General features: G+C 69.4%; 7 protein-coding genes. 5 read left to right on the top strand and 2 right to left on the bottom strand.

Going from position 1 to position 12,808, the window contains the following annotated elements:
* Nucleotides 1-17 precede the first annotated feature (17 nt).
* Genes CV103_RS04610 through cls form a run of 4 tightly spaced genes read left to right on the top strand, consistent with a single transcriptional unit; the run spans nt 18 to nt 7,972 of the window.
* Nucleotides 18-2,300 carry a family 20 glycosylhydrolase gene (locus CV103_RS04610; RefSeq protein ID WP_211314347.1) on the top strand — a complete coding sequence of 761 codons (2,283 nt, stop codon included), beginning with the start codon at nt 18-20 and terminating at the stop codon, nt 2,298-2,300.
* A 2-nt stretch (nt 2,301-2,302) separates the two neighbouring features.
* Nucleotides 2,303-4,762: a phosphoenolpyruvate--protein phosphotransferase gene (gene ptsP, locus CV103_RS04605; protein WP_107394144.1), complete on the top strand. Its 2,460-nt coding sequence runs from the start codon at nt 2,303-2,305 to the stop codon at nt 4,760-4,762.
* Nucleotides 4,762-6,528 carry an N-acetylglucosamine-specific PTS transporter subunit IIBC gene (gene nagE / locus CV103_RS04600; RefSeq protein ID WP_107394085.1) on the top strand — a complete coding sequence of 589 codons (1,767 nt, stop codon included), beginning with the start codon at nt 4,762-4,764 and terminating at the stop codon, nt 6,526-6,528. The genes ptsP and nagE overlap by 1 nt, the downstream gene beginning before the upstream one ends.
* Nucleotides 6,529-6,556: 28 nt before the next feature.
* On the top strand, nt 6,557-7,972 hold the full coding sequence (gene cls, locus CV103_RS04595) for a cardiolipin synthase (protein ID WP_107394143.1): 1,416 nt from the start codon (nt 6,557-6,559) through the stop codon (nt 7,970-7,972).
* Here the strand turns inward: cls and CV103_RS04590 are convergent.
* The gene (locus tag CV103_RS04590) at nt 7,964-8,536 is read right to left on the bottom strand and encodes a DedA family protein (protein ID WP_070935862.1); all 573 of its coding nucleotides are present in this window, start codon (nt 8,534-8,536) and stop codon (nt 7,964-7,966) included. The two genes, cls and CV103_RS04590, sit on opposite strands and share 9 nt — an antisense overlap.
* Before the next feature lie 157 nt (nt 8,537-8,693).
* On the opposite strand from CV103_RS04590, the gene CV103_RS04585 reads away from it, so the two are divergent.
* Complete coding sequence (locus tag CV103_RS04585) at nt 8,694-10,307, top strand: DcaP family trimeric outer membrane transporter (protein ID WP_107394084.1); 1,614 nt, start codon at nt 8,694-8,696, stop codon at nt 10,305-10,307.
* 39 nt (nt 10,308-10,346) lie between these two features.
* On the opposite strand, the gene CV103_RS04580 is transcribed toward CV103_RS04585, so the two are convergent.
* A complete protein-coding gene (locus CV103_RS04580; RefSeq protein ID WP_015457230.1) occupies nt 10,347-12,641 on the bottom strand; it encodes an Orn/Lys/Arg family decarboxylase in 2,295 nt (764 codons plus the stop codon).
* Between the last annotated feature and the right edge of the window lie 167 nt (nt 12,642-12,808).

Below are 12,808 nucleotides of genomic sequence, written 5' to 3'. Positions count from 1 at the left end.
TTCGGGGTAGCCGATCCGTGTTTCCCAATCGCATCGCGCAGCATCTCACCCTCGGCTCCATGCTGCTGGCCGCGACCGCCGCTTCCATGCCGGCGAACGCGGCCGATCTGCCCATCCTTCCCCTTCCCCGTTCGGCGGCGCCCGCGCAGGGCAGCTTCCGCCTGACCGCGGCGAGCGGCATGGCCGTGCCGCATGGGGATGCCGGCGCCCGCAACGCCGCCAATCGGCTGGGCGATCTGCTGCTAGCCACGCGCGGCTTCCGCCCGGCGCTGGCCTCCGGCGGCGCCATCCGTTTCGTCCGCGCGCGCGGCATGGCGGCCGAAAGCTACCGCCTCGATATTTCGGGCAAGGGCGCCGTCATCCGCGCAAGCGACGATGCCGGCCTGCTCTATGGCGCGATCAGCCTGTGGCAGCTCGCCACCGCGAACGGCGACGGCACGGTGGAAGCCGTCCGGATCGACGATGCCCCCCGCTTCGCCTGGCGCGGGCTGATGCTGGACAGCGCCCGCCATTATCAGTCCCCCGAATTCATCATGCGGCTGATCGACTGGATGGCCGCGCACAAGCTCAACCGCTTCCACTGGCATCTCGTCGACGATCAGGGATGGCGGCTGGAAATCCGCAAATATCCCAAGCTCACCGAAGTGGGCGCGTGGCGGACGCCCGCTTCCGCGCCCGGCGCGCCGGAACTGCCCCGCACCGGCGACTTCTACACCCAGGATCAGGTGCGCGCGATCGTCGCTTATGCCGCCGCGCGCGCGATCACCGTCGTGCCCGAGATCGAGATGCCCGGCCACGCGCTCTCCGCCATCCGCGCCTATCCCGAACTGGGATCGGGCGTGCCGGCGACGCCGGGCGCGGAAAGCGACTGGGGCGTCTTCCCCTGGCTCTACAATGTCGACGACAGCACCTTCGGCTTCCTGGAAGACGTGCTGACCGAGGTGATGGCGCTCTTCCCCTCCGCCTACATCCATGTCGGCGGGGACGAGGCGGTGAAGGACCAGTGGCGCCAGTCGCCCGCCATCCAGGCGCGGATGCGCGCGCTGGGCGTGGCGAACGAGGCCGCCCTGCAAAGCTGGTTCATCCACCGCATCGAAACCTTCCTGAACGCCCATGGCCGCCGGCTAATCGGCTGGGACGAGATATTGGAGGGCGGGCTCGCCCCCAATGCGACCGTGATGTCGTGGCGCGGCATCGAAGGCGCGGTGGCGGCGGCGAAGCTCGGGCACGATACCGTGCTATCCCCCGCCCCCATCCTCTATCTGAACCACCGCCAGGGGACCGCCGCGACCGAGCCGCCGGGGCGCGGCCAGCTCATCACGCTGGCGGATGTCTATGGCTTCGATCCCGCGCCCGCGTCGCTCACGGCGGATCAGCAGCATCATATCCTGGGCGTGCAGGGCAATTTGTGGACCGAGCATGCCCGCACCGAGGCGCGGGCCGCGTGGATGATGTTCCCGCGCGCATCGGCCATTGCGGAGCTTGGATGGTCGCGCGCGGGCGCCAGCGATTTTCAGGGCTTCGTCGGCCGGTTGCTGCCGCAGCTCGACCGGCTGAAACCCTTGGGGCTGGAAGCCGCGACCAGCGCGCTCGCGCCGCAGGCCGAAATGGACGTCGGCGAAGGCGGCAAAGCGCGGGTGCGGATTGCGAACCAGATCGGTTCTGAAATACGCTACACTTTGGACGGATCGGCACCCGGATCGGCCTCCCCGCTCTATGCCGGGCCGCTCGATCTCACGGTGCCGGCGCGGCTCCGGGCGAAGGCGTTCCGCGACGGACGGGCACTGCCGGGCGCGATCGACCGGCGCATCGACGCCGCCGATCTGCGGTCGCGGACGGCCGCCGATCTCCATACCTGCACCGACAAGCTCGTCCTCAATCTGGAGGATGACGCCCCGGCGGCGGGGCCGCGCGCGACATTCCTCACCGATATCCTCAATCCCTGCTGGAAATATGAAGCGGCGGCGATGGACGGCGTGACGCGGATCGCGCTGGATGTCGGGCAGATACCGTTCAACTTCCAGCTCGGCGCGGATCGGGACACGATCCGCTTCGCCAGGCCGGCGACGGCGGAGGGAGAGTTCGAGGTGCGGGTCGACGGGTGCGATGGGCGCAGGATTGCGACGCTGCCGCTCGCGCCGGCGGCGGGCAATCCCGGCCTCACTACGCTCCGCGCCGATCTGCCGGCTATGGCCGGCCGCCACGATCTCTGCTTCACCTACACCGCCAACGGGCCGGACCCGATGTGGGGCATCGCCGCCGTGCGGCTGGAAACGGCGCAGCCGGAGGCCGGGCGGTGAGCATTGTCGTCATCGGCGCCCCCTTCGCCGGCTGGGCGCTGCCGATCGAGGCCGTGCCCGATCCCGTCTTCGCCGAACGGATGATGGGGGATGGCGTGGCGATCGATCCGGTCGATGGCGTGCTGCGCGCGCCCTGCGACGCGACCGTGATCGCCGTCTCCCCCACCCGCCATGCGGTGACGCTCAGGCTCGCCAACGGGGCGGAGCTGCTGATCCATATCGGGCTGGAAACGGTGGCGCTCGGCGGGCGCGGCTTCACGGCCAGCGTCGCGGACGGGCAGGCCGTGAAGGCCGGCGATCCGCTGATCGCGGTCGATCTCGATCAGGTGGCCGATGGCGCGAAGAGCCTCGTCACCCCGATCCTGATCGCCAACGAAGGCTATGCCGTGTCCGTGCTGGCCGCCGATCACGCGGTGGCCGCCGGCGATCCGCTGATGACGGTGGAGGCCGTCGGCACCGTCCGCCAAGCGGCCCCCGTCAGCGAGGACAGCGCGTCCTGCGAGGTGACGGTTCCGCTCGCCAACGGCATCCATGCCCGGCCGGCGGCGCGGATCGCGGCGGCGCTGAAGCCTTTTGTGGCGGAGGTGCGGTTCGAGGCGCACGGGCGGAACGCGAACGCGCGCAGCACCGTCGCCATGCTCGGGCTGGGCCTGCGCCATGGCGACCGGCTGCTGATCTCGGCCCGCGGCGATGACGCTCGCGCGGCGGTGACGACGATCGCCACCCTGATCGAAGGCGGCATGGGCGAGGCCGGCGATCCCCCCGCGCCTCCCAGCGCCCTCGCGCCGGCCGTGCAGGGCGCGACCATGGCTGCGCCCGGCTTCGCAATCGGCACGGCCTTCCCCTTCGTCGTGGCCGATATCGCCGTGGCCGAGGACGGTCGCGGCGCGGACCGGGAGACCGAGGCGCTGGATCGCGCTTTGGCCGGGGTGCGGACCCGGCTGGACGAACCGAAGGACGGCAAGGGCGCCGAGATCACCATCGCCCATCGCGCGATCACCGAGGACCCGGACCTGATCGATGCCGCGCGGGCCGCGATCGCCGAAGGGCGGAGCGCGGGCTTCGCCTGGCGGGCGGCGACGGCCGCGCAGGTCGCCGCGATCGAGGCGACGGGCGATCGGCTGCTGATCGAACGGGCGGCGGACCTAAAGGATATCGAACGGCAGGTGATCGCCGCCATCGCCGGCGTTCCCGTCCCGGCCGCACCCGCCCCGCCCGAAGGCGCGGTGCTGATCGCGGACGAACTGCTGCCGTCGCAGTTCATGGCGCTCGATCCCGCGCGGCTGGCGGCGATCGTCACCGCGCGCGGCGGGCCGACGTCGCATGTCGCCATCCTGGCCGCCTCGGCGGGCGTGCCGATGATCGTGGCGGCGGGCGCGGACGTGCTCGCCATCCCCGCCGGCACCGTCATGATCGTCGATGCCGCCGCCGCGCGGATCGTCGCCGCGCCCGATGATCGGGCCGTCGCCGATGCGCGCGAGCGGATCGATCGCGAGCGCGCCTCGCATGCCCGCAACCTCGCCGCCGCCAGCGAGCCCGGCCGCACCGCCGATGGCATGCGGGTGGAGATATTCGCCAACCTCGCCAGCGCCGAAGAGGCGGATCGCGCCGTGGCGTCCGGCGCCGAGGGCTGCGGCCTGCTGCGCACCGAATTCCTGTTCCTCGACCGCGCCGATGCGCCGTCGGAGGAGGAGCAGGCGGCAAGCTATGCCGAAATCGCCCGCCGGCTGGATGGCCGCCCGCTGATCCTGCGCACGCTGGACATAGGGGGCGACAAGCCCGTTCCCTATCTGCCGATGCCGGCGGAGGAGAATCCCGCGCTCGGCCAGCGCGGCCTCCGGTTGTCGCTGGCGCGGCCGGATCTGCTGAAGGCGCAGTTCCGCGCGATCCTGCGCGGCGTGCCGGCGGCGCAGTGCCGCATCATGCTGCCGATGGTGGTGGACAGGACGGAATTCGCCCGCGCCCGCGCGCTTTATGACGAGGCGGTGGCCGAAACCGGCGCCCCCCGCGCGCCGCTGGGCATCATGGTGGAAACGCCCGCCGCCGCCATGCTGGCCGATGGGCTGGCGGCGGACGCGGATTTCCTGTCGCTCGGCACCAACGATCTCACCCAATATGCACTGGCCGCCGATCGCGGCAACGCGGCGACCGCACCGATGATCGACGGCCTCCACCCCGCCGTGCTCCGCCTGATCGCCGCCGCCGTGGCCGGCGCCCGCCGGCACGATCGCTGGATCGGCGCATGCGGCGGCATGGCGAGCGATCCGCTGGCCGCCGCGATCCTGATCGGCCTGGGGCTGGACGAGCTTTCCGCCACGCCCGCCGCCATCCCGGCGCTGAAGGCGGCGATCCGCCGCATCGACATGAACGAGGCCCGCCGGCTGGCGGAAGCGGCGCTCGCCTGCGCCACGGCTGCCGAGGTGCGCAGCCTCGCCACCCGCGCCATCAGGGAAGCCGCGTGATGAAATTGCGTATCGACGCCCTCCAGCCGCTGGGCCGCGCGCTGATGCTGCCGGTCGCGGTGCTGCCGGTCGCCGGCCTGCTGCTGCGGCTGGGCCAGCCGGATCTTTTGAACCTGCCCTTCATCGCGGCGGCGGGCGATGCGATCTTCGCCAATCTCGGCCTGCTGTTCGCCGCCGGCATCGCCATCGGCCTCGCGCGGGAGAATCACGGCGCGGCGGGCCTTGCCGGCGTCGTCTGCTTCCTCGTCACCATGGAGGGCGCGAAATCGCTGCTGGCGGTGCCGGCGGACGCCACCGCCGCCTTCACCGATCCCGCCGCGCGCGATCTTGCCGCCGCCGCGTGGAAGGCGAAGGAACTGGCCCGGCTCAGCGTGCCGGCCGGTATCCTCTCCGGCCTGGCGTCTGGCTGGCTCTACAACCGATATTCCAACATCAAGCTGCCGGAATATCTCGCCTTCTTCGGCGGGCGCCGGTTCGTGCCGATCGCGGCGGGCTGCGCCGGGCTGGTGGGCGCGGCGCTGTTCGGCCTGGGCTTCCCCTGGATCGCGGGCGCCATCGCCCGCCTCAGCGAATGGGTGGTGGGCGCGGGCAGCGTCGGCCTGTTCATCTATGGCGCGCTCAACCGGCTGCTCATCATCACCGGCCTGCACCATATCCTGAACAACATCGCCTGGTTCATCCTCGGCGATTTCCATGGCGCGACCGGCGATCTCAAGCGCTTCTTCGCGGGCGATCCGGCAGCGGGCGCCTTCATGTCCGGCTTCTTCCCGGTGATGATGTTCGGCCTGCCGGCGGCCTGCCTCGCCATGTATCGCACCGCGCTGCCCGAACGGCGCAAGGCGGTGGGCGGCATGCTGCTCAGCCTCGCGCTCACCTCCTTCCTGACCGGCGTGACCGAGCCGATCGAGTTCAGCTTCATCTTCCTCGCCCCCCTGCTCTACGCGCTGCATGCCGTGCTGACCGGCGTGGCGATGGTGGTGATGGACCTGCTGGACGTGCGGCTGGGCTTCGGCTTTTCGGCGGGCCTGATCGATTATCTGCTGAACTTCGGGCTGGCGACGCGGCCGCTGATGCTGCTGCCGGTGGGCGCCGCCTATTTCGCGATCTATTATGCCGCCTTCACCTGGTGCATCCGCCGCTTCGACCTGAAGACGCCGGGGCGTGACATTGCCTCCGCGCCCGCGCAGGTCGCCGAAGGCGACCCGGCCGCCGATCGGGCGAGCGGCTATATCGCTGCGCTCGGCGGGGCGGCCAACCTGCGCACGGTGGATGCCTGCACCACCCGGCTGCGGTTGGTGCTGGCCGATAACCGCGCGGCGGACGAAGCCGCGCTGAAGGCGCTGGGCGCGCGCGGCGTGCTGCGGCTGGACGGCGGCGGCCTGCAGGTGGTGCTCGGCCCGGTCGCCGATCAGGTGGCGGGCGAGATACGCGGCCGGCTGGCGATGCCGCACGCCGCCGCCGCGCCGGCCGCCATGGCGCCGCCCCCTGCTCCGGCGCCTGCTCCGACGAACGCCTCCGCCCCCCATCCGGCGCTGGCCGCCGATCTGCTGCCCCTCCTGGGCGGCGCCGGCAATATCCGCGCCGCCGATGCCAAAGCCGGCCGCGTGCGGGTGACGGTGGCGGAGGAAGCGCTGGTCGACCTTCCCGGCATTGCCCGGATCACCGGCCGGCCGGCCGCGCGCGTCGCGCCGGGGCGGCTCCATCTCATCTGCCCACAGGGCGCGGAAGCCGGGATGCTGGCGGGGATAAGCCCGATATCGGCTTGAACGGCGGGTGATGCTAGGATCGCCGCTGATGGCGATCCACGACATACCCTCGCTGGGCGAAAGCTATTATCTGGTCGAATGGGCCATCCGCCTCGTCATGCTGGTGGTGGTGCCTTTCCGCAGGAGCCCGGCGGCGACGCGAAGCTGGCTGCTGCTGATCTTCGTGCTGCCGCTGCCGGGCCTGCTGCTGTTCCTGGCGATCGGATCGCCCCGTTTCCCGCGCTGGCGGCGGGAGCGCTTCCACGCGCTCGATCCCTTCGTCGCCGGCCTTGCCGCCCGGCTGGACGCCGAAGCCCCGCCCGGCACCATGAACGAGCCGGAGGCCGCGACGCTCGCCCGCACGCTGGGCCACCTGCCCGCCGTGGGCGGCAATGCCGTGGAATTCATCGACGATTATGATGCGGTGATCGACCGGCTGGTCGAGGATATCGATGCGGCGAAACGCGATGTCCGCCTGCTCGTCTACATCTTCGCCGACGATGCCGTGGGCCAGCGGGTGATGGCGGCGCTGGCACGGGCGGTGGCGCGCGGCGTCGCCTGCCATGTGCTGTTCGATCCGGTGGGGTCGCATCGCTGGCGGCGCGGCACGGTGGCGGGCCTGCGCGCGGCGGGGGTGGAGGTGCGCGCCGCCTTGCCCTTTCGCCTGCTGCGCGATCGCACCCGGCGCGACATGCGCAACCACCGCAAGCTCTTCCTGATCGACGGGCAGGTCGGCTTTACCGGATCGCAGAATATCGTCGCGCAGGATTTCCGCCCCGGCGTCACCAACCGCGAGCTGGTGGTGCGCGTGACCGGGCCGGTGGTGGCCGAGATGACGGCGGTGTTCCTGGCCGACTGGTATCTGGAAACCGAAAGGCTGCTGGAGGACTCCCCCGAAATATCGCCCGCGGCCGGCACGGCCACCGCGCAGGTGCTGCCGAGCGGGGCCGATTATCGCAGCCAGGGCTTCCACACGATGCTGATCTGGCAGATCCACCGCGCGCGGCATCGGGTGGTGCTGGTCACACCCTACCTCATCCCGGACGAAGACCTGCTTTCGGCGCTGCGCACCGCCGTGCTGCGCGGCGTGACGGTGGACCTGGTGGTATCGGCGATCGTCGACCAGCGCCTCGTCCACTTCGCGCAATCATCCTATTATGATGAGCTGTTGCGCAGCGGCGTGCGCATCCGCCGTTATCGCCGGCGGCTGCTCCACGCCAAGAACGTCGCCTTCGACGACAGACTGGCGATCCTGGGTTCGAGCAACATCGACATCCGGTCGTTCGAGCTGAACGAGGAGGTGAGCCTGCTGCTGTTCGATACGGCCGATATCGCGCGGCTGACGGCGATCCAGCAGGCCTATCTGGCCGAAAGCGACGAGGTGACGCTGGACCAATGGCGCCGCCGCAGCGGCCTGCGCAAGTTCGCGGAGAATGTCGCCCGGCTGGTGAGCCCCTTATTGTGAGGCGCGCCGGCCGATCAGCCGCCGGGCGATCCAGGTGGCTGCAAGCAGGATGATCGCCACGCCGGCCACGGCGGCGATCACATGCTCGGCAGTGCGCAGCCGGCCGAAAAGCCGCTCTATCCCCTGGCCGAAGGCATAGCCTATGCCGGTGAAGACCACGCCCCAGATCGCGGCGGCGATCGCGTTCATCAGCAGGAAGGTGCGTGCCGGCAGGCGCGAGGTGCCGATCGCGATCGGGCTCACCGTGCGCAGGCCGTAAAGGAAGCGGAATCCGAAGACGAAAGCGAGCGGGTGGCGTTCGAACATGGCGAAGGCGCGGGCGAAGGCCGGCCGGGCGATCAGGCGGCGCACGCGCGGACGATCGCGGAACCGCCGGCCGGCGGCGAAGAAAAGCTGGTCGGCGAGGCAGGAACCCAGCGCCGCCGCGATCATCGCACCGGGCAGCGGCAGCAACCCCTGATGGGCGAGCAGGCCGCCGGTGACGACCACCGTCTCCCCTTCCACCCCCGCGCCGATGAAGATCGCGAGCAGGCCGTAACGGGCGATGAGCGCTTCCACCGTCATGCGGTGAACATGCGCATTTTCCACGGGCCGGCATAGCCCCATGCCCCGCAATCGCCCGCCGCGCTTCATCGTTGGCCTAGTGGAACAATTATCGGAATCGCGATTTAATCCCCGTCGACGGGGACTTCCGATACCGTCGCTGAAATGGGGGCGATCCATGGCGATCCTGTCTTCGCGGCAAGCCGGCCCTGCCCTTGCGCTGGCGCTGATGTGCGTGAGCACGGGCAAGCCCGCCCGGGCGGCCGATCAAGCCGCCGGCCAGGATAATGCCGCCGAAGTGAAGGCGCTGCGCGGCGAGGTCGAGCAGCTCCGCTCGCTGGTCAGGGAACTGAAATCCCGGCTGGATGCGGTGGCGCCGCAGCAGGCCGCCCTGCCCCCGCCGAGCCAGGAAGCGCTGGGCCAGGAAGCATCGGGCCAGGCATCCCCCGCCCCGCAATCGCCCGCCGCCGCCGGGCCGGCCCCGACCCGTTCGGCTGGGATCCAGCCGCCGCCCACCGCCCTTCCGCCCGCCGCCCTTCCGCCTGCCGCCATTCCGCCCGCTGGCCAGCCGGCGCCGACGGGCATCGCATCCGCTACGGCCTCCACGGCCGGCCGCCTCGGCGTTCCCGCGACGCGGCTGCCGCCCCGGCAGACGATCGGCGACAACATCACCGGCGCCTCGCGGATCGACAATGCCGCCCCGCCCAATGATCCCGACCTCAAGGGCTTCATCGAGATACCGGGCACGGAAACCGCCATCCGCATCGGCGGCTATGCCAAGGTGGACGCGATCGTCGATCCTTCCTTCGTCGGCGATCGCGACGAATTCAACGCCGGCGCCATTCCCTTCGGCAAGCGCGTGGGCCACCGCGCCACCGTCAACGCCCGCGGCACCCGCTTCACCATGGATGTCCGCCGCCCCTCGGTGCTGGGCGGCAGCCTGCGTTTCTATGTCGAAAACGACTTCTACGGCGACGGCGAAAGCTACGGCTTCGCCCTCCACCACGCTTATGGCCAGCTCGGCAACACCTATGGCGGCTTCGGCTATTCCGCCTTCGTGGATGCGGACGTGCTGCCCGACACGCTGGACGATTGGGGGCCGGGCGCCGTCAATTTCCTGCGCACCGCCTCGGTCCGCCAATCCTTCAAGGTGGCGCCCGGCGCCAGCCTGACCGTTTCGATCGAACGGCCGGAAAGCGACCTGCAACTGGCCGATCCGCAGAAGACGGTGGAGAAGATGCCCGATATCGTCCTGCTCGGCCGGCTGGAGGACAGCCGCGGGCACGTCCAGCTGGGCGGCCTGATCCGCCGCATATCCTATCGCGACAGCGTGACCGGAGACGGGGACAGCGCCACGGCCTACGGCATTACCGCCTCGGGATCGGTCTCGCTGTTCGACAAGGATCTTTTCCTTGCCTCCGTCACCTATGGCGCCGGCGTGGCGCGCTACATGAACGATCTGAACGGCCTCGGCCTCGATGCGGCCATCCGCCCGGACGGCCGGCTCCGGCTGACCCGCATGATCGGCGGCACGGCGGGCTACACCCATTATTGGAGCGAGGATTTCCGGTCCAACCTGGTGCTGAGCGCGCTGAAGCTGAGCGACGGCGGCTACCTCGACCCCGACGATATCGCCCAGACCCGCTATGGCGCGTTCAACCTGATCTGGTCGCCGGCCGGCTCGCTCAGCGTCGGCCTGGAAGGGCTGCTCGGCTGGCAGAAGCGGCAGAACGATCTGTCGCGCAACGCATCGCGCATCCAGGCGACGGTGAAATATGATTTCGTGCGGTGATGCGGGGCCGGGCTTGATCGGCGCCCGGCCCCGCGCCGATCACTTCTTCAGCACCATCACGCGATAGAGGCCGTCCTCCACCTCCACGCCGTGCGTGTCGTGGCCGAAACCGGGGAAGCGCTGGTCATACGCCTCCAGCGCCTTCAGATATCCGATCAGCGCACCATCGGCGGGGCCGGCATTCTCGCCCGGCATCATCAGCGGAATTCCCGGCGGATAGGGGACGATGCCGGTGGCGAGCGTGCGGCCGGCAAGCTCATCCAGCGTGATCCGGTCGATCCGGCCGCGGACCAGCTCCTCATAGGCGGCGACCGGGCTCATTTCCGGCTTGGGCAGGATGCTGAAGGCTTCGGACATGGTGTGCGTGGTCTTCAGCTCGTCCATCGCCGAGAACATCAGGTCCGCCAGCTCGCGCAGGCCCATCTTCCCGTAGCGATCGGGATGGTCCTTCACCAGCGAGGGGATGGCGCGGGAAAGCGGCACGTTCGCGTCATAATCCTTGCGGAAATCGAGGAGCGCGTTGACCAGCGTGCCCCATTTCCCCTTGGTGACGCCCATCGAGAAGAGGAAGAGGATGGTGAAATCGGTCGTCTTCTCGACGACGATGCCACGCGCGGCGAGGTATGAGGTGACGATGCTGGCGGGGATGCCCACCGCCCTGAGGCCGCCGTCCGGGTCCATGCCGGGCGTGAGCACGGAAACCTTGATCGGATCGAGCATGCAATAACCCGGCTCGATATTGCCGAAGCCGTGCCATTCGGCGTCGGGGGCGAGGTGCCAGCAGCCGGGCTCGCTGGCGAGATACTCCGGGTCCGCCTCGTGGAAGGCCACCGTCTTGCCGCGCGTGTCGGTGACGGTGGGCGGCTGCCAGATATCGAAGAACCAGCCATTCTGGTCGGCGATCTCGGCATTCAGCCGCGCGACCGTCTGGCGGAAGGCGATCGCCTCGCGGATCGAGGCGCCGGTGAGCTTTTCGCCCGAAGAATCCATCATCGCCGCCGACACGTCGTTCGACGCGATGATCGGATAGCAGGGCGATGTGGAGGCATGCATCATGAACGCCTCGTTGAAGCGGGCATGATCGATCGGGTTGCGGCCGTCGCGCACATGGATCATCGACGCCTGCGACAAGGCCGCCAGCAGCTTGTGCGTCGATTGGGTGGCGAACACGCTGGGCATGGCCGCGCGATCGCGCTCCGCCGGCTCGCCATGCATGCCGAAGCGCTGGCGGTAGATCGGGTTGAAGCGGGCATAGCCATACCACGCCTCGTCGAAATGGAGGCGATCGACGCTCTCGCCCATCAGCTCCTCCACCCGCGCGACATTGTAGCAGAGCCCGTCATAGGTGGAGTTGGTGATGACGGCATGGACGGGCGCGGGATCGATCCCGTCCTTCACCAGCGGATTATCGCTGACCAGCACACGCAGCGCCGAGGGGGTGAGCCGTTCCGGCGGGATCGGGCCGATGATGCCGTAAGCGTTGCGGGTGGGCATCAGATAGCAGGGGATCGCGCCCGACAGCGTCATCGCATGCTCGACCGACTTGTGGCAGTTGCGGTCGCACAGCGCCACCTGGTCGCGGGTGACGCTGGCCATCAGGATCACGCGGTTCGAGGTGGAGGAACCGTTGGTGACATAATAGGTGCGATCCGATCCGAACACGCCTGCGGCATAGCGTTCGCCGTCGCCGATCGCGCCGCTGTGATCGAGCAGCGAGCCGAGATCGCCGACCGAGATCGACAGATCGGACCGGAACAGGCTTTCCCCGAAAAATTCGAAGAAGGCGCGGCCGACCGGCGAGGTGAGGAAGGCCGTGCCGCCGGTATGGCCCGGCGTGTGCCAGGAATATTCATAGGTGCGGGCGAATTCCACCAGCGCCCCGAACATCGGGGGCAGCACGGTGGAACGGTAGCGCTGCAGCGCGGCCAGCACCCGGCCGCCGATGAAATCGGTGGTGTCCTCCAGCAGCCAGATGAAATCGTCCGCCTTCGTCATCGCATCGGTGGGGATGGAGGACGCCGCGCTATGATCGGCGAGGAGGAAGATCGGCACGTCGGCATTGAAGGCGCGCATCGCATCCAGCACGGTTATGGCCGGCTGGTGATCCCCGCCCGTGCCCAGTTCCCAATCGAGCAGCAGGCACTGGATCGAGGGATCGGTGGAGACGATCGCCACCGCGTCTTCCACCGTGGAGGAGATGACGACATCGATTTCGCGCCTTTCCAGATCATCCACCAGATGATCGACAGCGCGGCCGGCGGCGGAATCGGGGCCGAAGGTTTCGCGCACCAGCAGGGCGCGCATCGCCAGCCTGAGGCTCGATTGTGACGGCATCGCATACTCCTTCACACAGACGGGAACGGAAGAGCGGCGCCACCGCTTGCCGGTGGTCGCATCATGACGGGAACCGATCGGGTTTCAGGCGAGGGTCATTTCAATGACAGATTTTCATCGGCGCCGTAGCGTCGCCGATCAATTCAGTTGGTGATGAGGAAAATAGG

Origin of the sequence: Edaphosphingomonas fennica (genome assembly GCF_003034225.1) — a bacterium.
Taxonomy (GTDB): Bacteria; Pseudomonadota; Alphaproteobacteria; order Sphingomonadales; family Sphingomonadaceae; genus Sphingomonas_E; species Sphingomonas_E fennica.
Note: the sequence above shows the minus strand (reverse complement) of the source record. Positions and strands in the feature narration are given on the sequence as shown.

Coding starts and splice junctions, on each gene's coding strand:
- nagE (WP_107394085.1), top strand. CDS start 4,762: ATGAAATTGCGTATCGACGCCCTCCAGCCGCTGGGCCGCGCGCTGATG.
- cls (WP_107394143.1), top strand. CDS start 6,557: ATGGCGATCCACGACATACCCTCGCTGGGCGAAAGCTATTATCTGGTC.
- CV103_RS04590 (WP_070935862.1), bottom strand. CDS start 8,536: ATGACGGTGGAAGCGCTCATCGCCCGTTACGGCCTGCTCGCGATCTTC.
- CV103_RS04585 (WP_107394084.1), top strand. CDS start 8,694: ATGGCGATCCTGTCTTCGCGGCAAGCCGGCCCTGCCCTTGCGCTGGCG.
- CV103_RS04580 (WP_015457230.1), bottom strand. CDS start 12,641: ATGCCGTCACAATCGAGCCTCAGGCTGGCGATGCGCGCCCTGCTGGTG.